At 46.4% G+C, this 20,705-nt stretch carries 16 protein-coding genes and 1 riboswitch; of the genes, 2 read left to right on the top strand and 14 right to left on the bottom strand.

The annotated features are described in order from the left end of the window. Window positions 1-22 precede the first annotated feature (22 nt). From gnpA to ACLROL_RS03910, 5 genes are all read right to left on the bottom strand, one after another. Window positions 23-2,191: a 1,3-beta-galactosyl-N-acetylhexosamine phosphorylase gene (gene gnpA / locus ACLROL_RS03930; protein WP_413067369.1), complete on the bottom strand. Its 2,169-nt coding sequence runs from the start codon at window positions 2,189-2,191 to the stop codon at window positions 23-25. 223 nt (window positions 2,192-2,414) lie between these two features. Beyond that, window positions 2,415-4,943, bottom strand: coding sequence for an FAD-dependent oxidoreductase (locus tag ACLROL_RS03925; RefSeq protein ID WP_221919376.1), 2,529 nt, complete (start codon window positions 4,941-4,943; stop codon window positions 2,415-2,417). An 80-nt stretch (window positions 4,944-5,023) separates the two neighbouring features. Beyond that, a complete protein-coding gene (locus tag ACLROL_RS03920) occupies window positions 5,024-8,374 on the bottom strand; it encodes an ATP-binding protein (protein WP_413067368.1) in 3,351 nt (1,116 codons plus the stop codon). Continuing rightward, window positions 8,325-8,969: a DUF4194 domain-containing protein gene (locus tag ACLROL_RS03915; protein WP_287449159.1), complete on the bottom strand. Its 645-nt coding sequence runs from the start codon at window positions 8,967-8,969 to the stop codon at window positions 8,325-8,327. Before ACLROL_RS03915 ends, ACLROL_RS03920 begins: the two co-directional genes overlap by 50 nt. Next, window positions 8,966-10,297 carry a Wadjet anti-phage system protein JetA family protein gene (locus tag ACLROL_RS03910; protein WP_288723760.1) on the bottom strand — a complete coding sequence of 444 codons (1,332 nt, stop codon included), beginning with the start codon at window positions 10,295-10,297 and terminating at the stop codon, window positions 8,966-8,968. The genes ACLROL_RS03915 and ACLROL_RS03910 overlap by 4 nt, the downstream gene beginning before the upstream one ends. Window positions 10,298-10,451: 154 nt before the next feature. On the opposite strand from ACLROL_RS03910, the gene ACLROL_RS03905 reads away from it, so the two are divergent. Together ACLROL_RS03905 and ACLROL_RS03900 are read left to right on the top strand one after the other, a co-directional pair. Beyond that, window positions 10,452-10,859 carry a zinc ribbon domain-containing protein gene (locus tag ACLROL_RS03905; protein ID WP_287449163.1) on the top strand — a complete coding sequence of 136 codons (408 nt, stop codon included), beginning with the start codon at window positions 10,452-10,454 and terminating at the stop codon, window positions 10,857-10,859. Next, window positions 10,859-11,587 carry a serine/threonine protein kinase gene (locus ACLROL_RS03900; RefSeq protein WP_287449165.1) on the top strand — a complete coding sequence of 243 codons (729 nt, stop codon included), beginning with the start codon at window positions 10,859-10,861 and terminating at the stop codon, window positions 11,585-11,587. The genes ACLROL_RS03905 and ACLROL_RS03900 overlap by 1 nt, the downstream gene beginning before the upstream one ends. Before the next feature lie 56 nt (window positions 11,588-11,643). On the opposite strand, the gene rlmB is transcribed toward ACLROL_RS03900, so the two are convergent. The 9 genes from rlmB to ACLROL_RS03855 form a co-directional block, all read right to left on the bottom strand. Continuing rightward, window positions 11,644-12,429, bottom strand: coding sequence for a 23S rRNA (guanosine(2251)-2'-O)-methyltransferase RlmB (gene rlmB, locus ACLROL_RS03895; RefSeq protein WP_413067367.1), 786 nt, complete (start codon window positions 12,427-12,429; stop codon window positions 11,644-11,646). Window positions 12,430-12,462: 33 nt separating this feature from the next. After that, a complete protein-coding gene (locus ACLROL_RS03890; RefSeq protein WP_413067366.1) occupies window positions 12,463-13,698 on the bottom strand; it encodes a glycoside hydrolase family 3 protein in 1,236 nt (411 codons plus the stop codon). Between the two features lie 133 nt (window positions 13,699-13,831). Next, on the bottom strand, window positions 13,832-14,521 hold the full coding sequence (locus ACLROL_RS03885) for a response regulator transcription factor (protein ID WP_087199997.1): 690 nt from the start codon (window positions 14,519-14,521) through the stop codon (window positions 13,832-13,834). Next, the gene (locus tag ACLROL_RS03880; protein WP_087199999.1) at window positions 14,514-15,671 is read right to left on the bottom strand and encodes a sensor histidine kinase; all 1,158 of its coding nucleotides are present in this window, start codon (window positions 15,669-15,671) and stop codon (window positions 14,514-14,516) included. The genes ACLROL_RS03885 and ACLROL_RS03880 overlap by 8 nt, the downstream gene beginning before the upstream one ends. A 98-nt stretch (window positions 15,672-15,769) precedes the next feature. Next, complete coding sequence (metK, locus tag ACLROL_RS03875) at window positions 15,770-16,957, bottom strand: methionine adenosyltransferase (protein ID WP_087200053.1); 1,188 nt, start codon at window positions 16,955-16,957, stop codon at window positions 15,770-15,772. 137 nt (window positions 16,958-17,094) lie between these two features. Continuing rightward, a riboswitch (SAM riboswitch) is annotated at window positions 17,095-17,192 on the bottom strand. Window positions 17,193-17,365: 173 nt separating this feature from the next. Beyond that, window positions 17,366-18,658 (bottom strand): UDP-N-acetylglucosamine 1-carboxyvinyltransferase, encoded by a 1,293-nt coding sequence (locus tag ACLROL_RS03870; protein ID WP_087200001.1) that lies wholly within the window; start codon window positions 18,656-18,658, stop codon window positions 17,366-17,368. A gap of 180 nt (window positions 18,659-18,838) precedes the next feature. Continuing rightward, window positions 18,839-19,339: a shikimate kinase gene (locus ACLROL_RS03865; RefSeq protein ID WP_087200003.1), complete on the bottom strand. Its 501-nt coding sequence runs from the start codon at window positions 19,337-19,339 to the stop codon at window positions 18,839-18,841. 108 nt (window positions 19,340-19,447) lie between these two features. Continuing rightward, on the bottom strand, window positions 19,448-19,900 hold the full coding sequence (locus ACLROL_RS03860) for a hypothetical protein (protein ID WP_221919407.1): 453 nt from the start codon (window positions 19,898-19,900) through the stop codon (window positions 19,448-19,450). Window positions 19,901-20,035: 135 nt separating this feature from the next. After that, complete coding sequence (locus ACLROL_RS03855) at window positions 20,036-20,701, bottom strand: V-type ATP synthase subunit D (RefSeq protein ID WP_087200005.1); 666 nt, start codon at window positions 20,699-20,701, stop codon at window positions 20,036-20,038. Window positions 20,702-20,705: the final 4 nt, after the last annotated feature.

Here is a 20,705-nt window from a genome sequence, read left to right as displayed (position 1 = left end):
GTTTGACCCTCTTTTATGCTATTTAAATTTCATACCAAACAATTTCATTTGCATCCAGATCCAGATCAAAACTTGTGCCGTCTCCTTTGTACACCGTTGTGCTCTGCGGTTCATACGTATTGTTTACAACACAGTATTTTCCGTTTTTCACATAAGCGTGAACTTCCACGTTGAAGTTTGTGCTGAACCATTTGTGCAGGTTTTCCTCATCGTGTGAAGACCAAATGATGGAACGGTACAGAATACGGCTGTTTTCAAAACTGTACGGGAGACCGCTGATATATACACAGCGTCCTTTTCCGAACTCGTTGACAGCCAGCTGTACTTCCTGATCTCTTTGAACAAGGATCTGAGCTCCGTCAAGGGCATAGATATTTTTCTTTCCTTCGCCAAAATCAATGTCCTTTGTACAGTCTTCTTTGATAAAGTGATCGTGTTCATCCCAGTTGTACTTGTCCACATTTAATGTGAATCCAGTCTCTTTTTCCACACCCATGATGGTCGCAAGCTGGAAGAAATGTCCTTCGTACTGATGAGCTGCCGGTTCGCCTACTCCGATAAAACCGCCGCCATTGTACACGAACTTCTTGATGGCTGTGACAATCTTCTCGTCTGTCCAGTTGTCTCCGCCTGTGTATGCTGTGTCCGCATCCCCCACATTCAGGATCACATCGATGTCATCCAGAATCGCCGGATTTTTGCGGATATCGTCAAAGCTTATAAATTTCACATCAAACGGAGCACCGCTGAGTGCCTCGATGACACCTGCGTAAGAGTAGTTCTGTTTGTAGTAGATCGCATGGTGTACCATATGATTTCCCCACGCGCGCATTTTACCCCAGCAGTTGAGCACTGCGACTTTTTTGATGCAGTACGGTGTGGTTCCTTTGATATTGTCGTATAACGTACGGAACTCTTTACATACACTTTCCACATAATCGATAAATTCCGGGAATTCCATTGCAAGTTTCAGGTAACCGCCGTATCCGATACGGTCGATCGGTTTTCTTAAGATGGCACGTCTTGCCGTTACCCAGTTGACCTTTGCCTCCTTGACCGGATCCCCGCCTTCGTGGAACGTATCCGGGAAGAAATACGGAAGGAATCTTCCCTCTGTGTATTTTACGCCTTCAATGTCGCTGATCAGCCTGAGTGTGCAGCCGTTGCCCACACTTCCAACTACCGCGTCAAGTCCGATGCTCTTGAATTCATCCATGAATGGCTCCATTCCGATCCAGTGATCGCCAAGGAACATCATGGCTTCTTTACCGCACTCATGCGTGATATCCACCATCTCTTTTGCAAGCTTGGCCACTTCTCTTCTCTGGAAAGCCTGGAAATCCTGGAATTCCTTAGATGGGATACGGTATGTATTGTTCATATACCCCTGATCGATAATATATTCCGGACGGAACTTGTACCCCACTTCTTCCTCAAACTGCTCCAGGATATATGGACTTACAGATGCAGAGTATCCGTACCAGTCTACATATTTTTCTCTCGCCAACTCATCAAAAATCAGTGTGAACTGGTGGAAAAATGTCGTATAACGGATCACGTCGATATGCGGATTGTCTGCAATATATTTGCGCAGACGCTCCATAGAATATTTGTGCGTCTTCGGCTGGCGCACATCGAAAGTGATCTGCTTTTCAAAATTTGTCCATCCGTTTGTCACTGCATTATACATATGCACCGGATCCCACATGATATATGCAAGAAAACTTACCGTATAATCGTGAAATTCCTTCGCATTGTGGATCGTCACATCGCCTGTTTCAGCATTATAGCTCCACTTACCGACAGGAACAACTTCCCCTGTCGTACGATCGATCACTTCCCACCATCTTTTAATATCATCATGATCATTTACCTTCAGCATATCCGGATACAGATGGTTCATCAGATGGATAGACAGCTCGCTCTCCACCGCAGTGTAGAAAGGAGTCATGATATACATCTGCTGGATCTCATCCGGATTCGCTTTCGCCCAGGCATTATCCTTCCTCGTCGTATAATATGTAGAATAAACCTTGGCATCTACGTCCCTCAACTCTTCCGGATAATCAGTACCGTCACAGTCACGGATCGCATCCGCCCCCCAACGCTTAACCAATTCCAATGTCTCAGGAACAACATCGACATCTGTAGGTATTGTAACTCTTCCGCTCGTACACTCTTTCACGGTCATTCTCCTCTCTTTACATGTTCAACATCACTAAAATTGCTATACCAAGCTTACAAAAAAATATACAAACAGTCAATTTGCATATTGCTTTCATTTTTAGAAATCTTGCTATTTTTTGAAAACCAGTGAAAGAATCATATAAAAGATTCGTAAAAGATTCGGGGACGTGTTCCGATGCATCGGAACACGTCCCCGAATCAATTTTTTGTACCACTAACCTGTTCTGCTATTTGATTACATCTTTATACAGCTTGTGTTTTTCCAGTGCTTCTGTCATTTCTGCCATTCTGCTTGTATCGCCGATGAGGATGACTCCGCACAGTCTGTTGTTGAGGAAGTAATATTTTTGGTATTGTTTTTTCCCGGAATCTTTGAATTCGGCTGTTTTGTATATGAGATTTGGATTTTTTCCTGTATCTCCGGCCGCAAAGAGTGCGGTGTTCATGCCGTGGAAGCTGAGTGCTGCCGGCACGTGTTCATATGTGATATTTTCTCCTGCAGCCTGTGCTCCTGCAGTTTTTCCTTCTTCTACTGCCTGTGGCCAGATAGCGTAATTGATTTCCTGATATTCTGCGCAGTCGCCGCATGCGTAGATGTCTGTAATATTTGTCTGCATTTTTTCATTGACAATGACAGCCCGGTTAGTCTCAATTCCTGCCGCTTTTGCAAGTGCCGTATTTGCCCTTACTCCACAGGAAATGATGACCAGCTCTGCCGGGATTACTGTCCCGTCTCCAAGTCTTACTGCCGTAGCCGTCCCATCTCCTTCGATGGCTTCGATCTGTACTCCGGTCTGGATCTGAATTCCTTGTGCCTCGCTGATCATTTTCAGCATTTCTCCTGCTTCTTTGTCCAGCTGTCTGCCCATCAGTACCGGGGCCAATTCGAGAACGGTCACTTCACATTTTGCTTTTTTGAGTTCCCACGCTGCTTCCAGTCCCAGCACTCCGCCTCCGATAACGACGGCGTGTTTCGTATGTTTGAGACGTTCGGATACTTTTTTCGTATCTTCCAGTCTGCGGATTGCGATGACGCCTTCTTGTGCGGCTCCTTCAATTGGAGGGATGAAGCATTCTGCTCCAAGTGCATAGATCAGTTTTGTATAATGGTACTTGGTTCCATCATCCAGAACAACTTCTTTTGCTTCTGTATCAATTTTGGTTACCTCATGCCCCAGAATCTGGTATACTCGGTTTTCTTCATACCAGGATGCACTTTCTACCGCAATCTGTTCTTCGTTCAGATCTGCCATAATTGATTTTGTAAGCATCGGCCTGTTGTATGTCCGGTACGGCTCATTGGAAATCATGACAATCGTTCCTGTCTTGTCCCTTTCCCGGATCGCCTGCGCCGCGTTATGACCGGCCGCCCCGTTTCCTAAGATCACATAGAAATGGTTGGTATCGTTGGAGAAATTGGTTTCTTCTGCCTCCACTTCCACAAAGTTTTCTCTTCCGACGCCGCATACCGGGCAGATATCGATAGAAGAGTCAAAGATTTCTCCGCACACAAGACATTTCACGAGCTTGCGGCTTCCTGTTGTTTTCTTCGGATTTTCCTTTTCCTGAAGAAGACAGCCAAAATTAAATCCATAATCGAAGGCATCCTGAAGCTGATTTTCATTGGGTTTAAATCGTACGCGGAATCCTTCTGTCACTTTCATGCGCAGCTGTTTGAGCCGTGTGATCAGGTGCGGCACAGCCTCGCCGCTCCATCCGTAGCTTCCGAAGGCGCTTGCCAGCTTTCCGCCGTGAGTCCCCGCAAAAATGGATGTTGTCAGATCCCAGATCGGTTTTAGTGCTTCGCCTACGATGGTCGGAGATCCGAAGAGAATGCCGTCTGCAAATCCAAGCTCCTCCAGCACCTTTGCCTGATCAGCCTCTACCATATCATAGGAACGCACATCAATATCTCCGCTTGCACGGATTCCTTCTGCGATCTTCTCAGACAGCATTTTCGTGTATCCGTAGGCGCTTACATACGGGATGATAACCGTCTTGCGCGGATTTGGATTCACAACCGTGGACCATTCCTCATACGTATTCATGATAAAATCAATTTTATCATCAATTACCGGGCCATGTCCCGTGCAGATCATCGTAATGTCAAGAGGTCTTATCTTCTCCAGAGCCTTCAGCATAAACGGCTTAAACGGACCGATGATATTGTCAAAGTAGTATTTTGTGGCGCGCATATATCCTTCATGATCTGTGACCTTGCTTAAAAGTACATCTTCAAATCCGTAGTGGGAACCGAAAGAATCGCATGTCACGAGGATCTGCTCTTCCTCGATATACGTATACATCGTATCCGGCCAGTGAAGATTCGGTACAAAGAGGAAACGGAGTGTCTTATCCCCGATCTGCATCCTCATGTTGTCTTTTGCCGGAATTCCCGTAAAATCTCTGTTGACGATCTCTTTTAGAAATCCCAGGGCGCATCCTGTTCCGATGATCTTCATCCCCGGATTCAGATCCAGAAGCCGCTCCACGCTTCCCGCATGGTCTGGCTCCGTGTGCTCTACTATCAGATAATCAATCTTTTCAACATCCGTTACTTCTTTTACTTTTTCCAGATATTCATCAAACCACTTCTCTTTGGCCGTCTCAAACAAGATGGTCTTGTCCCCTGCTTTCATGACGTAGGAATTGTACGTTGTCCCAAATTCCGTGTACATGATAATGTCAAACACACGCAGGTCAGCGTCGACAATTCCAGTCCAGTAAAAATTCTTCCTTAGTTCCAGCGCTTTCATACACGCACCTCCTATAATTTTGATAAAAATTATCATTATTGTTTTAAATTATACATTATTTTTTTGGAAAAATCTACTGTTTATTCTATCCTGTTTTCTGTTTTTAATTGTCCAAACTCCACTTTTTCAAACCCCTGTATGGAGATATGCTTTTTATCCGGGTTTGCGTAGACAAACGTCTTGTCCACATTTTCCAGGTAGTTTTGTATTTTATCGTTTGTGGCGCTTATGATAGCCTGGAATCCAAGTCCCCGGATCAGCGCAATACAGCTTGCAACTTTTTCCGCATCCATTTTGGAAAACGCTTCGTCAAGAACGACAAGACGCAAAGTGGATGGCCTTCTTACCTTCGTCTTTACATTAACTCGGTAAATCTGGGCAAAACTTGCAAGAAGGGCAATGTAGAGCGGGTTTTGTCCTTCTCCTCCGGAGTTTTTCCGGATCATTTTCCCAAGTCCGATCTTCTCCCCTTTGACGATCTGCTGCATATCAAAAGACAGATACGTGCGGTAATCCGCATATTTTTCCATATTCCTTCTCGCTTCCTCAAGTTCTTCCCTTGTTGCGTGTTCCGGTGGAATAAAAATGGAAATCAGTTCGTTCATGAGATCCCCATACTCTTCCTCGTGTTCCATCGTAAAAAGATCCATCTGATGTTCCATCGTATCTGACAGCTTCATCGGATTGATGTCCAGTGTATCTGACATGAACATACCATAAAATCTGCCGTCCGCCCCTTTATTTTTTGTGATCACAAACCGATACTTGTCTTTTCCGAAATCCAGTTTGCTGATAATACGGTTCAGCTCTTCCTGATTCTGGTAAGCCTCCTTGATGGCGCTCCGGATTTTATAGACAAAATCTTCTTTGAAATGCATGATGGCCATTCTGGCCTGCTCGTTTGCAAGGGTTTCATATTCTTCCAGATTTCCGCATCTGAGTTTGTCGAGCAGCTGATCGTAATCTGTATTTTCTCTATCCCCCGTGGAAAATGTGCGGTTCGGGTAACGGCGGATATAAGCGCTTCGCACGTCAATGAGTGCCGTGTATTCTTCCTCTTTTTTTCTCTGAATACCGGAAATCTCACGGTAGCACTGGCTTTTCAGATATTCATAGTTGGTGCTCGTCCTTCCGGACATAAACTGGGCGTAGGCTTCCTCCCCATCTTTGCTCTTGGAAAGGGTATTCTCTTTTTCGAGAAGTTCTGCGTGGAGAGACAGAAGCATTTCCTGATATTTTCGTATACTTTCTTCTTTTGCCCAGATGGCTTTCTCGACAGTTTTTTCCTGCTCCTTCTTTCTTGCCTCTTCCTCCTGAAGTCTGCGCTTTTCTTCTTCCATACCGGAGAGATTTTGTTCTTTCAGTTGTCTCATCTGTTCCTGAAGCGCTTTCTTTCGTTCTTCTTTCTCGTTGATCCCATGGATGTCCCGGATCATAGAGAGATATTCTTCCAGCGGACGTTCCAGTTCCGGATTTTTTATCGTTTCGCTGATGGTTTTCAGCTCTTGTGAGAGAGGAATCTGCTGCTCCTCCAGTTCCATCCGCATCTGTTCCAGTTCTTTCCTGCGTTTTTTCAGGCTTCCCTCTCCAATATATGCCTTCTTTGTGTACTGATCCGGATGGATCCGTCCAAGGCAGTATCTCTGGTAAACCATACAGTCTGGGGTAATTCCGATCCGACATGCCTTCAATTCCTCGATGCTCTCACATTTCATGACATTTCCCAGCAGAAAATTCAAATACTGCTGCACATAGTTTTCTTCCGTCTTTGTCTCCTCCGCAAGGGAACCTTTTCTTATCGGATGTTCTTCTCCCAGAATCTTTCCCGTATCCAGGACAGATACCCGGCAATACCTCTTTTGATCCATGTTTCCATAAATTTCCATGGCATCCTTTACATATTCCGGCGGGACGACGATAAGCTGTTTCGTGTTTCCAAGATACCCTTCTATGGCATTGTGCCATCGCTCATCTTTTACGGTAATAAGATCTGCCAGAATCCGTACCGGGATGATCTTCCCTGTCCGCTTCATAAGTTCATTCCTGATCTCATACCGTGCCTCCTCAAGCTCCCTCGGATACATCTTCTTTCCCTGCCGGATCTGCAAAAGATCTTCGTGGACCTTCTCCAGGTTTTGTCTGTACTCCCGCATCCTTGCTGAAAGATCCTGTCTTTCTCCTTCCAATTCCTCTTTGAAAACGACAAACCGTTCTTTCAGTTCCAGGATCTGTTCTTCCTTATCTTCCCCTTTTTCAAGACAAAGTATCCCTCTGCGAATAGCGTCCGGAGTCCTCTCAAAATCTTTCCACTCTTTCAGCGCATGCATGGTCCGCTCCCACTGTTCTTTTCCTGCATAGAGACGTCCCAGCATCTCGTCCAGACTTTCTTCTTCCTTTTTCAGCGCATCGTACCCTGTGCCGGCAATCCGTTTTACAACGTCTTCCACCTGTCCGGCGATCTCTTCGATTTCCTGATCCATCCTGCTTTTCTGCTGTCTCAGCTTCTCAGCCTCCTCTTCACAGGATGCATTTTTATCCTGATACTCCCGTATCTTCTGCCGGAGTTCCTCAATCTCCAATTTTCCAGCACAGTAGAGCGCCCGCTTCTCCTCCTTGTACGCTTCCTGGAACGTGCCATACTGTTTCTTGATCTTCTCAAGCTCCCGAATTTCTTCCATCGTCTCCTCGATTTTGTCACGCATCCTTCCGTACTGCATCACGCTTTCCTGCATATCCTCGATCTCGATCTTCTTCTCCGTGCAGATATATTCTTTCACAAAATCTTCCAGCCGAATATTCATCCGAAATGGGATCGCTCTCCGGAAAAGCCTTGGAAATTTTTCGATATCCAGCCCTCCCAGATAAATATCATACAGCTGTCTGCGGAACCGCTCGTTGCTTGGACCGCAGTAATACGAATCCGGCCGGAAGTTTCGGTGCAGGTATTCCCGGACTTCCCCTGTCGTCAGACATCTTGCGTCTCCTCGGTATCCATTCTCGAGAAGTCCCCCTCGGTGCCAGAAGAATAATCTCCCGATTGTGTTGGTAGAAGTCTCTACATCGAAAACGACACCGACGCACTGTTTTTCTCTCGTATCCGTCTCCGTAAGTTCCAGTACGATGGTACTGGAAAAATTCTGGTTTCGGAGATACTGGGACTCATTGTTGTCACTGATATTGACCATCCCCCGCAGATATTCGATCAGGCTTCGGTCAGAATCATCGGACGCCGCCTTATTGAAAAAGCCCCTCCCATCGGTATTTGCATAGAGAACGATCTGCATGGCGTCGATGACTGTGGATTTCCCGCTTCCGGAATGTCCTGTAAAAAAATTGATTCCTTCACTGAAAGTCAGAATTTTTTTGTCGATATAATGCCAGTTATTCAGACAAATCCTCGATAGTGCTTTGAATGGCTGCTTCTTCTCCACGTTCTTCCTCCTCATCAAATGTTTTCAGTAGTTCCCGTATATCATCCCCCATCAGCACCACATTGACTGACGGATAGATGATCATTCTTGTATCTTCGTTCAATTCTTCCAGAACGTCCATCGGCTCGATGACCTGATATTTTTTCAGAAATGCGACAGCACGGCGCATCTCCGTCGGAGACGGCATGGACCGGAGAACATGGAAGCTTCCCGCCCTGGCATTGACCGCCCCGAGAGTCGTGACAATCTGCATACTGCTGGACGCTTCCTCCATCTGTTCGTCGTACAGAAGCTTCAGTACAAGCATATAGATGGTGGCAAGTCTCGGAAGTTTTTCTCCCCAAAGAGTCTCTCCCTGAATGTAGAGAATTCCCATGTGGACATTCTCTGAAAGCTCTATCCCTGCGATACCAAAATATGCCTTCAGAAATTCTTTGTGCTTGAGGGCTGTCCGGTACTCTTTGTTGTACTGATACCGCTCGGTTTTTTTATCATACTTATGTTCCAAAAGAAACGTCTGCCGGTAAAAAAGCTGAATGATCTCAGTCAAATCTGCCTGTTCCTCTTCCGACAGAAGGTCAAAATATTCTATCATGGTTCCCTCCTTACGATTACCAACTCCGGATAACGGTAATTCCCGTCTTCCTTGATGCCGGCGTCCTCTGTGATGACTTGGTATTTACTATTCTTTCTCGTACACAGGTCATATGCCAGGATCAGTTTTTCAAACTCTCCTTCACTTTGGATGGAGACATCACGAAGATCCATCTTTTCATCTTTCATATGATCCTCTATAAACGTCTCAATCTCCTGTTTGGTATACCGTGTCTGAATTCGATTCAAAAGCAGTACATCCTCCCTGGACAGTTCCTTCTCTTCTTCCTCTTCTCTTGCCATCTGGCTTATAAAATCTTTCTTTCCTTTTCTCCTTTTGTACAGAGACTTCTCAGACAGAATGTCAAACTTTGAAAAGTTCATCTTCGCGGCGGCCTTTTTAAGCAGCGGTCCCGTATCGTCCTCCTGCCCAATCCGGTTCAAAAGCTTTGCCACAAGCCCTTTCGTGTCGGATTCTCCCCTGAGAAGGTATGTAAGCCGCATAACAGTAGCCCTCACATATTTGATGTGTTCCTTATCCATATTGAAAATCCGGTGTTCAATGTCATCAAATCCCCGTTCTATCTGATCCAGGATCTCCATCCCCTCTGTTCCGAGAGTTTCGACCCACTCGTCCTCCTCCCTCATCTTCCTGAGAAAGGCCTTGATATCGCTCTTATACAGATAGAAATTGTCGCTTGTCTTCAGGATATGGTACTTCTTTTTTACAATCTCTTCCACATATCCTTCCAGATGTTCCCTAAGAAGATCTGCGTACGACTGCTGGTTTAAAAGCCGCCCGAAAAAGCGATCCATGTTGTGCAGCATATCCTGAAGAGCTTTATTTAACTTCTTCGTATTCACAAGAGCCGTCCTCAGCATGGCAATGCTGTTCCTTTTATCATTTTGAAATGAGAACAATGCCGCATACACATTTTGGATATAGATTTCTGTCTCCTCCTCGTCACTGTTCAGACGCTCAAAGGCCTCGATGAAAACAGATGCATAATCGGGAATCACAATATTCGTAACCATACTCCCAAAATCTTCCAGTTTCTTCAGCCACTGCGCCCGCAAAAGCCAAGTCAGCACACGGGATGCCGTCGTGTCAAAAATTTCCGGCTCCTCGTCCGCCTCCTCTTTTTCAAAATCAATCTTCTTTCCCTCATACATATCATTTAATATCTCCAGGCAAAGTTCCCGGCTGAGAAAATAATTATTATACTGGTACTCGTCATTGATCCTCAGAAGCGCTTCTATGTAGATATCCCGATTTGGCGACCGGAACAACGTCCAGAATGTCTCCGGTATTTCATATATCAATCCCATACTACCTTCCTTTTATTTTCTTTTTTTCTTATTTCTTAGTATACCACATAAAATTCCCCCTGCCAAAACAGCTTCCTCTTGACCTCTATTTTCCGAATATTATATAATAAGAGCAACTTTCCATTAACAATTCAGGCTAAAGGAGGTCTTATTTATGTTCAATTTCTTTTCGCATTCCAGCAGCAGCGGACGCAAACCAAATCCAAATCAAGCTGTTGATTTCTTTCAAAACGGAGGACTGTTCGGTGTGTTCCGAGGCTCCTCCAGTTCTGACCGTCGCCGCAGAAAGGGGCAGTATCAGGGAGGATACCATCCAAATATCCCACCGCAGGTAGGCTATCCGAACGTGCCTCCTCAGCAAGGCTACCCTCAGAATCTGCAGCAGCCGTATTCAGCATCTTCCGCCGTCTGTTCTAAGTGCGGCGCTTCTGTCCCGGCAGGCTCCAAATTTTGCCTGTCCTGCGGAGCCCCGATCAACACTGCGGCCTTCTGTCAAAACTGCGGCAAACCGCTTCCGCCTAACGCAAAATTCTGCCCTGAGTGCGGTACACCAAGACGGTAATGTGGTTTCGTCATGATCCGGCCGGATACCACATCCTTTCCCGGCTTGGAGGAGGGCGGTACGGCGTCTGTTATCTGGCAGAAAACACAGAGGGACAGCAGTTTGTCCTGAAACGGTTCCGCCCCCGCCAGCATAAAAAGTATCCTGATGACCATCGGCATGAGGCCGTGATCCTGTCCGGGCTTTCCCACCCTGCGGTCCCTGCCTTGTGCGGGATCATCAACAGCCCCAGCGGATATTTCTTTGTTCTGGAATACAAAAAGGGAAAGACACTGAAACACTGGCTTTTCAGGGACCACAAGGTGTTTTCAGACTCTGAAATCTTCCGGATCGGCTCCCAGCTTTTCGATATCCTGATCTATATTCACAGCCGAAGCGTCGTGCACCGTGATATCAGCATCGCCAATATCACGGATGACGGCGAACATATCAGTCTGCTGGATTTCGGGCTGGCACGCTACACAGATCCTGAAGGTGGTTTCCTCCCTTCTTTAGACTTCCCATATGTTGGGAATGTGCTTTTGTATCTTCTGTGTTCAGGATACAAGGGGGACCGTAAAAAGCCCTGGCACGAAGTGCTGCCGCTCACGTCTGCGCAGAAACACTGTCTTTTGCGCATGGTAGAACTGGAAGAGCCTTTTCTCGATACTAAAGAAGCAGCAGAGGCATTCCACTCCTCCTTTTTTCCGCACGGAGGCAATTTTTCAAAAGAACATTTTCTTTTCTGACATCAAAGAAGCAGACAAAGGGTTCGAAAACAATCACTGCCCTCTGCCTGCTTCTTTTATTTTCTTCTCTGTCTGCACGCCTCATACATCAAAATCCCTGCCGCCATGGCTGCATTCAGCGACTCTACCTGTCCATACATCGGAATCTTGATCTTTCTGTCGGCCGCCGCGCTGATCTCTCCCCGCAAACCGTTCCCTTCATTTCCGATCAGAAATGCAGTTCCTTCCGTATAATCTTCTTCATCATAATATCTGCTGTCATCAAGATGTGCTGCATACACATGAATACCGCAGCCTTTCATCTTTTTAATGGTCTCCTCCAGATCCTCAACGTAGAGAACCGGCATCCGGTAGACGGATCCCATCGTAGAGCGGATCGTCTTTGGCTGATAGAAATCCACACTCTCCCTGCTCAGGATAATGCCGGTCACTCCTGCCCCTTCTGCTGTCCGCACAATAGTCCCAAGATTCCCCGGATCCTGCAGATTGTCAAGGACGATGAGAAAGGGCTTTTTCCCTTCCTTCTCTTTGAGCATTTCTTCAAGAAGGTACTCTTGTCTTTTCACAACCGCCAACACCCCCTGCGGCGTCTTCGTATCAGACATATGCTCAAAGACTTTGTCGCTTACGACCTCCGTGATGCGCTTTAGCCCCTCCAGGATATCTCCATGTCTCTCTAAAAACGACTCGGAGGCATAGACTTCTATTACTCTTTTTCTCGGCACTTCGCGTACCATGCGCAGCCCCTCCACGAGAAAAACCCCTTCCTGGGCTCTGGCCTTTGCCTTTTTCTGGAGCTTCAAAATCCGTTTTACTTTCTGATTTGATGTGCTTGTTATCATAAAATATTCTCCTGTGTCTTCTCAATAAAAACTCTACTTGGCCATCTTCACTTCCAGTATCCTCTCCACCGACTCATCAATCCGATCTTCCGGAAGCGTCCCGTTGCTTACCGCGGACAGGATCCCCTGATATGCTTCTTCAAAATCTTCCGGCATGAGGATGACATCCGCTCCGGCCTGCACTGCCTTGACTGCCGCTTCTGCGGAAGTATAGCTCCTGGTAATTGCCCCCATATCCATGGCGTCCGTGATGACAATGCCGTCATAGCCAAGTTTTTCCCTCAGCATCTCCGTGATGATCTCTTTCGACAATGATGCAGGGGTATCGTCATCCAGTACGTTTGGCAAGGAAATATGTCCTGCCATAATAAATTCCGTTCCTTCTTCAATAGCAGCTTTAAACGGAAGGAACTCGCATTTCTCCAGCTCTTCTTCTGTACTCTCAGAATAAGCAGCACCTTCATGGGAATCTTCCGATGTGCCTCCATGTCCCGGAAAGTGCTTTGTTACTGTGTAGATGTCCTGGCTGTGAAGCCCTTTGATTTCTTCCGCCGCCATTTTGGCCACAAGCTCCGGGTCTGAACCAAAGGAACGCTCCCTCACAATGGTATTTTCCGGGTTCGTCCACACATCGGCCAAAGGCGCAAAGTCCATATTAAATCCCAGCTCTTTTAGATAGCTCCCAATGGTTTTACCTGCATCGTATGCCTTCTGTTTGTCTTCCTTCCTACCGATCTCGGACATATCTCCTACATCTTCTACTCCAAACGCATCGTTCCCTGAGATCCGGGACACCGTCCCTCCTTCTTCATCCACGGACAGAAAAAGCGGAAGTCCTGTCTTCTCCTGGCTAAGCTCCATCATGGAAGCATTCCATTCCTTTGTCTGCTCCGGCGTTTCAAGATTATTCCCCATCATGATAAGGCCGCCTACTGGCCTGTCCTCATAGGCCTCTTTTGTAATATCTCCAACCTGTATCGTCCCCGTCACTCCTGTCAGAGCATCCGGCGCGACCATAAACATCTGTGCCACTTTTTCTTCCAGAGTCATATCTTCCAGCTTTTCCTGGATTTTGTTATTACTTTCGTCTTCTCCCTGCTTTTCGGATATCTGGCTTTCTTCTTCTTGACTGTTACCTGGCACCATCTCGTCTCTCCCCGCTTTGCTGAAAAAGATGATGCCTCCCATGACCGCCGCAGATATCGCCATACAGCTGATGCCAAAAATCCATTTTGCCCTCGCGCTTCTGCTTTTCTTTCTTCTTTTCATTTCATAAAACCCCTTACTTTTCTTGCCTTTTACTTTTGACTATTAGTATTATACCCACGACTCTTCTTTTGCGCAAGAACATGTCCGAAAAAAGACACTGCGCAGTTCTTTCCTTGCACAGTGTCTTGATTTGCTACATTTTAAACCGGTATCCGACTCCCCAGATGGTTTCGATATATTGTGGTTTCGATGTGTCGTACTCGATCTTTTCCCGGATTTTTTTGATATGCACTGTCACGGTAGCGATATCGCCGATGGACTCCATATCCCATATCTCACTGAAAAGCTCATCCTTTGTGTACACATGGTTTGGATGACTCGCCAGAAATGCCAGCAGGTCAAATTCCTTTGTGGTAAATGCCTTCTCCTCCCCGTTGATCCATACTCGTCTCGCTGTCGTATCGATCTTCAGCCCTCGGATCTCAATTGTCTTATTCTCCTCTGCATGGCTTCCGATGAGGCGTTCATACCTTGCCAGATGGGCCTTTACCCTGGCTACCAGCTCGCTCGGGCTGAATGGTTTTGTCATATAGTCGTCCGCCCCAAGGCCAAGTCCACGGATTTTATCGATATCATCCTTTTTTGCGGAAACCATGATGATCGGCATGTTCTTTGCGTCCCGCACTTTCCGGCAAATCTCAAATCCGTCGACTCCTGGAAGCATCAGATCCAGGATAAGCAAGTCAAAATCTTCCTCCAGCGCTTTTTTCAGTCCCGCATTTCCGTCGTTTGATACCTCCACTTCGAAGCCGCTCAGCTCCAAGTAATCCCGCTCCAGTTCCGCGATCGCTTCTTCGTCTTCTACTATAAAAATCTTACTCATAAATAGGTACCTCCTGATATTTGCGGATTACAAAATACATGACCGTTCCGGTGCCCGGCTTGCTTGTGGCCCATATTTTTCCTCCGTGTTCTTCTATGATCTTCTTCACGATGGAAAGTCCGATCCCGCTTCCTCCTTTTGAAGAATTCCGTGAAGCATCCGTCCGGTAAAAGCGGTCAAAAATATACGGCAGATCTCTCGCGTCGATCCCCTTTCCGTTATCCTCAAGTTCCACCTGGATAAAGTCGCCTACATCTTTTACCCTGAGATTGATGCGCGGCCGCACTTTATCCATATATTTCAGAGAGTTGCTGATAATATTGTTGACTACCCTCATGAGCTGCTCTGCATCTCCGATAATCTTTACGTCGCCCTCCACGTAATTAAAGTAACCAAATTCCACTCCCTGGCTTTCCAGTTCAGACGCCAGGTTGTCCGCGCAGTCATTAAAATAATCGTTTACCGACAAGGGACTGAAATTGTACGGAATACGGTTTGTATCGATCTTTGTGTAAAGTGTAAGTTCATTGATCAGCGTGTTCATCTCATTTGCTTTATTGTAGATGGTTTTGATATAGCGTTCCATCTTCTCCGGCGTATCTGCCACACCGTCCATGATTCCTTCCACATATCCTTTGATAGCAGTAATCGGTGTCTTAAGATCATGGGAAATATTGCTGATCAGTTCTTTGTTCTCCTTATCATTTTTCAGCTTTTCTTCGGCATTTTCCTTCAGCCGTCTGCGCATCGTCTCGATATCCTGGCAGAGCTGCCCGATCTCGTCGTCTTTTTCCGGATGAAGCTCAAAATCCAGTTCTCCCTCCGTAATGCTTTTAACGGCAATCTCCATCTTCTCAATAGGCCGAAGCAGGCTTCCATAAATCCATAAAATCATAAGCATTGCCGTAAGTGCCAGGATAAGGACCACACCGATAAACATACTGATAATGAAATCATGCACTTCCGGAATCTGATTCAGCGTACTTAAGGATTGCTCAAACTTCTGATACTGAGCACCGGTAAGCCCGTATGTCTGCTCGATCACATGGATCTGATATCTTGCCACTCCCCATACGACAAGCCCTGCCAGCACTGCAGGCAGGATCGTGATGACGACAAATGAAATGATCAGTCTTGTCTTTAGCTTCAAACTCTTACTTCCTCTCTGCCAACGTCAATTCATAGATACAGTATAACATGAAAAGGGAGCGCTTACATCCCAAGCGCCCCCAATTTTTTCTAAACTTTTTATAAATAACTGCGCAGTGTTTCCACCTTGTCCAATCTTTCCCAAGGAAGATCCAGGTCGTTGCGTCCGAAGTGTCCGTACGCTGCTGTCTGTTTGTAGATCGGACGTCTGAGGTCCAGCATCTTGATGATTCCGGCCGGTCTCAGGTCAAAGTTTTCGCGGATGACTTCCACCAGTTTTTCGTCGGAAAGCTTTCCTGTACCGAACGTATCTACCCATACAGATGTCGGCTGTGCCACGCCGATAGCGTAAGAAAGCTGGATCTCACACTTGTCTGCAAGCCCTGCCGCCACAATATTTTTTGCAACGTAACGTGCGGCATACGCGCCGGAGCGGTCTACTTTCGTACAGTCTTTTCCTGAGAATGCTCCGCCGCCGTGACGTGCCATTCCGCCGTAACTGTCCACGATGATCTTTCTTCCTGTCAGGCCGCTGTCCCCGTGTGGTCCGCCAATGACAAACCGCCCTGTCGGGTTGATAAAGAATTTCGTGTCCGCATCGATCATCTTTTCATCCAGAACCGGACCGAATACATATTTGCGAATATCTTCATGAATCTGCTCCTGTGTGACAGCCGGGTCATGCTGCGTAGAGAGTACTACCGCTTCCAGTCTGGACGGCTTTCCATTCTCATCGTACTCTACCGTTACCTGAGATTTTCCGTCCGGTCTGAGATACGGAAGTGTTCCATCTTTTCTGACTTTCGCAAGCTGTTTTGTCAGCTTATGTGCCAGCGCGATCGTGTAAGGCATATATTCTTCTGTCTCATTTGTAGCGTAGCCAAACATCATTCCCTGATCCCCGGCTCCGATAGCTTCGATCTCTTCGTCTGACATTTTATGTTCTTTCGCTTCCAGAGCCTTATCCACGCCCATAGCGATATCGGAAGACTGCTCATCAATTGCCACGAGAACGCCGCATGTGTCAGCGTCAAATCCAAATTTTCCTCTTGTGTATCCGATCTCTCTTACCGTATCACGGACAATTTTCTGAATATCAACATACGCGCTTGTCGTGATCTCTCCCATAACCATCACAAGTCCGGTCGTCGTACATGTCTCACAGGCTACACGGCTCATCGGGTCCTGTTCCATCAGTGCGTCAAGGATCGCATCGGAAATAGCATCGCACACTTTGTCCGGATGTCCTTCCGTTACGGATTCAGAAGTAAACAATAATTTTTCCATCTTTTCCTGCCTTTCTTTTTTCTCTTTTAATCCATTCCATGTTTCCCTGGCGGTCTTTTTTTGATTCAAAAAAATTGTCCGAAGCAAAAAAAGAAGCCCACCATAAGCGGACTGTTATATTACATCATATATCAATCCTCTTATTGTTCGATTACTCGCTCAGGCTGGCACCTTCCGTCTCCGGGGTTGCCGTGGCTTCTCAGATCCTATGTATCTCCACCACTCTGAATAAGAGAAAATATAAAATATTTGTTTGTTACACTACGGAATCATAACACTTGAAGGAATGTCTGTCAAGTGATTTCTATACAAAAAGAAACCCGGATTTCCTGATGCACAAGAACTGTTTCATGTTCTCCAGTGCATCAGAGGTGTTCCGGATAGTCTTTCCATATTTTTCAATTCCTTCTAGCCGACTTTCAGCTTAAATTTCTGAATTTCCTTTTCGCTTGATACCTTCTCGATTTCTGCCCCAAGCTCACGGAGTTTTTCTTCAAACCGCTCATATCCTCTCTGGATATAGACGATATCATCCACGATCGTGATGCCGTCCGCGGCAAGACCTGCAAGAACAAGCGCTGCTCCTGCTCTTAAATCCGGCGCGCTCACTCTTGCGCCTGAAAATCCTTTTACTCCTTCGATAGTGGCAGAATTCCCTTCGATCTTGGATACGGCTCCCATCCTTGCGAGCTCATCGAGATATTTGAACCGATTTTCGAAAATGCTTTCCGTGATCGTACTTGTTCCCTCGCACAGTGCAAGTGCCACGCCCATCTGCGGCTGCATATCAGTCGGGAATCCCGGATACGGCAGTGTCTTAACCTGTGTGTGATGAAGTTTCCCTTTGGATACCACGCGCACGGCATCGTCGAACTCCTCCACTTCACATCCGATTTCCACCAGTTTGGCGATCGTTGCTTCCAAATGCTTCGGGATGACGTTTAATACCGTCACGTCCCCTTTCGTTACCGCTGCCCCAAACATGAATGTCCCGGCTTCGATCTGGTCCGGAATAATAGAATACTCAGCGCCATGCAGCCTGGTCACACCTTTTATTTTGATGACATCTGTCCCTGCACCGCGGATATTCGCTCCCATGCTGTTCAGGAAGTTGGCAACATCAACTACATGCGGCTCTTTTGCCACGTTCTCCAGGATCGTCGTCCCTTCCGCCATAGCTGCTGCCATCATGACGTTGATAGTCGCTCCCACGCTCACTACGTCAAAATAAATATGGCTTCCTGTCAGATGCTGAGCATCAGCGATGATCTTTCCGTGCTCGATGTCCACCTCTGCCCCAAGGGCCCGGAATCCTTTCAAATGCTGGTCGATCGGACGGCTTCCGATATTGCAGCCGCCCGGAAGCGCCACCTCTGCATGTCTGTATTTTCCAAGCAGTGCGCCTAACAGGTAATAGGACGCCCTGATCTTCTTGATATAATCGTAGTCTATATTAAAATCATGGACAGATCCCCCGTTGATGTGGACCGTATGGCGGTCCACTCTGTTGATCTGTGCGCCGATTCCTTCCATCGCTTCCAGTAAAACATTGATATCATTGACATCCGGAAGATTATCAATGTGAACAGTCTCATCCGTCATGATCGCTGCGGCGAGAATAGCCAATGCAGCATTTTTAGCTCCGCCAATCACAACTTCTCCCACAAGCGGAGTTCCTCCCTTAATAATATATTGCTCCATAATACACCTCAACTAATTCCAATGGTATCTGTAATCGAATCATTACATATCTATATTTACAAAACGCTTCTTTTGTTAATCATTCGTCAAAGGCTATACCTTACCGGATTAGTATAACACAAAATCGCGGTTTGTAAAACTTTTTTTCTTGTTCTTTGCGGTCTGTGTGCCCTTTCTCCCCTAATTTCCAATGATATCCAGCACCTTTTGAACCGTCTCATCCATCGTAAGTCCATCTTCGCTGATACGAATATCCGCATATTTTTCAAACAGCTGCGTCCTCTCGTTATAGAGATCCCGGAGCGTCTGCCCATCCCTCAGGACTACTCCCCTGTTTCTGGCATTTTGGATTCGTTGTTCAATCTCTGTATACGAGACATGCAGATAGATCACAGTTCCAATCTTCCTGAAATGCTCCATAGCTTTTTCGCAGTATACAACACTTCCTCCCGGCGCAATGACCGCCTTCTGAGGGTTGACTGATAAGTTCACGCGCTCTTCCACTTCCAAAAAACCGTCTGGTCCTCTCTCCTCGATGATCTCTTTCAAAAGTTTTCCTTCCGTTTCCTGGATCAGAAGATCTGTATCAATAAACTGATAACCGAGTCGCTTCGCTGTCACGACACCAACTGTGCTTTTTCCAACAGCCGGCATTCCGATAAAAATCAGATTTTTCTTCATGCATTTTCCTCTTTTCCGTTTATTTCTCTCTATCTTATATTTTATCACGCTTTTATTTGTGCGTAAAGACACACCTTTGCGCAGATCCCGGCAATCCTATCCTTTTTCTTAATAATATCGGCGGCAGTTCCTCCTGTGTGTACATCTTCTGCGCAGGATTTCATGATATAAAAGCACGTCGATCATATCTCTCAAAGGATCTTCCTTTCTTCCTCTCCTGTTCCTTCTCATTTGAGCCGTCATCTGCTCCTCTTCCTCCGCTTCCTGGCTCATCTCCTGTTCTATCTCTTCTCTTACCTCCTGCTTTTCCTCCGCCTTCATCCGGTCATAGATCCTTCCGGACATCATGTAAAGCTGGAGTCGATCCGGGTACTCATCGTAGATCATACTTCCTTCATATTCCATCCGGTCGCACTCCTCTTCCACATAAGGGAGGAGCCTCTTTGCCGTGACAGGGTACATACTTTTCATGTAATCTACATCCCGCTGTTCTCTTCTCTCCTCATCGAAATCTCTCAGGTCTGTCGGATACGCCATATAATAAGGTAGTTTATGTTCCATCATCTATACACTTCCCGTCATATATCATCTACTTTACCATATGCGAAAGCACGGATTGTGTGAAGCAGAAGAGAGAGTACAAAATTCCCCGGGACCTGCCAATCCCGGGGAATTTGATCTTACCATATTTCATTTTTAGTAAGCTTCTCGTTCTTTGTAATGATGTGCTTCCTCCAACATCATATCTTTTACTTTCATCAGACGAATCTGAGAACTCCGTTCATTCTCATCCAGTTTCATCGTGATGTACTTGATATTTTCCTGTGTCTCCGGAATAATGACGTGCTCCAGCGCATTTACACGGCGCCTGGTCTTCTCGATCTCTGCTGCCATAAGCTGGCATGCTTTTTCTGTCTCTGCAAGCTTCAGCATATCCGGCAGGATATCTGCCAGAGACTTTACTGCGCCGTCCAGGTCACTGGACGTAAATGCAAATCCATAGGAATAAATATCGTTCGCGTCCGCCGTCCTTGTCTTCGTATCAAAGACAGGGATATCTACACTCATGACATTCTTCTGTGTCATCGAAAGATCTACAGCCTGCTTTGGCGCCATCAGAGCCGTCCTTAAAGCAGCCTGTGACATGCCGGCTTTTGCGATGACAAAGTTTCTGTTTGCCGCCTTAATGCCGGCTTCGACCTTTTCTCTGAGTGCCATATTCTCCCTTACAAGATCAAGGAACTGGCGCATCAGTTCGTCTCGCTTATCTTTCAAAAGCTTATGGCCTCTGGTCGCAGTGACCAATTTCTTTTTCAGCCTTGTGAGCTCCATACGGGTAGGTGTTACCTGTTTAGATGCCAAGCCA

The organism is Sellimonas sp. (assembly GCF_047234585.1).
GTDB lineage: Bacteria > Bacillota > Clostridia > Lachnospirales > Lachnospiraceae > Sellimonas > Sellimonas caecigallum.
Note: the sequence above shows the minus strand (reverse complement) of the source record. Positions and strands in the feature narration are given on the sequence as shown.

What these genes read in the sequence shown, in the direction of transcription:
- ACLROL_RS03905 (WP_287449163.1), top strand. Translation starts at nt 10,452, where the DNA reads ATGTTCAATTTCTTTTCGCATTCCAGCAGCAGCGGACGCAAACCAAAT.
- ACLROL_RS03900 (WP_287449165.1), top strand. Translation starts at nt 10,859, where the DNA reads ATGTGGTTTCGTCATGATCCGGCCGGATACCACATCCTTTCCCGGCTT.
- ACLROL_RS03885 (WP_087199997.1), bottom strand. Translation starts at nt 14,521, where the DNA reads ATGAGTAAGATTTTTATAGTAGAAGACGAAGAAGCGATCGCGGAACTG.
- ACLROL_RS03910 (WP_288723760.1), bottom strand. Translation starts at nt 10,297, where the DNA reads ATGGGATTGATATATGAAATACCGGAGACATTCTGGACGTTGTTCCGG.
- ACLROL_RS03865 (WP_087200003.1), bottom strand. Translation starts at nt 19,339, where the DNA reads ATGAAGAAAAATCTGATTTTTATCGGAATGCCGGCTGTTGGAAAAAGC.
- ACLROL_RS03890 (WP_413067366.1), bottom strand. Translation starts at nt 13,698, where the DNA reads ATGAAAAGAAGAAAGAAAAGCAGAAGCGCGAGGGCAAAATGGATTTTT.
- rlmB (WP_413067367.1), bottom strand. Translation starts at nt 12,429, where the DNA reads ATGATAACAAGCACATCAAATCAGAAAGTAAAACGGATTTTGAAGCTC.
- metK (WP_087200053.1), bottom strand. Translation starts at nt 16,957, where the DNA reads ATGGAAAAATTATTGTTTACTTCTGAATCCGTAACGGAAGGACATCCG.
- ACLROL_RS03870 (WP_087200001.1), bottom strand. Translation starts at nt 18,658, where the DNA reads ATGGAGCAATATATTATTAAGGGAGGAACTCCGCTTGTGGGAGAAGTT.
- ACLROL_RS03860 (WP_221919407.1), bottom strand. Translation starts at nt 19,900, where the DNA reads ATGGAACATAAACTACCTTATTATATGGCGTATCCGACAGACCTGAGA.
- ACLROL_RS03925 (WP_221919376.1), bottom strand. Translation starts at nt 4,943, where the DNA reads ATGAAAGCGCTGGAACTAAGGAAGAATTTTTACTGGACTGGAATTGTC.
- gnpA (WP_413067369.1), bottom strand. Translation starts at nt 2,191, where the DNA reads ATGACCGTGAAAGAGTGTACGAGCGGAAGAGTTACAATACCTACAGAT.
- ACLROL_RS03915 (WP_287449159.1), bottom strand. Translation starts at nt 8,969, where the DNA reads ATGATAGAATATTTTGACCTTCTGTCGGAAGAGGAACAGGCAGATTTG.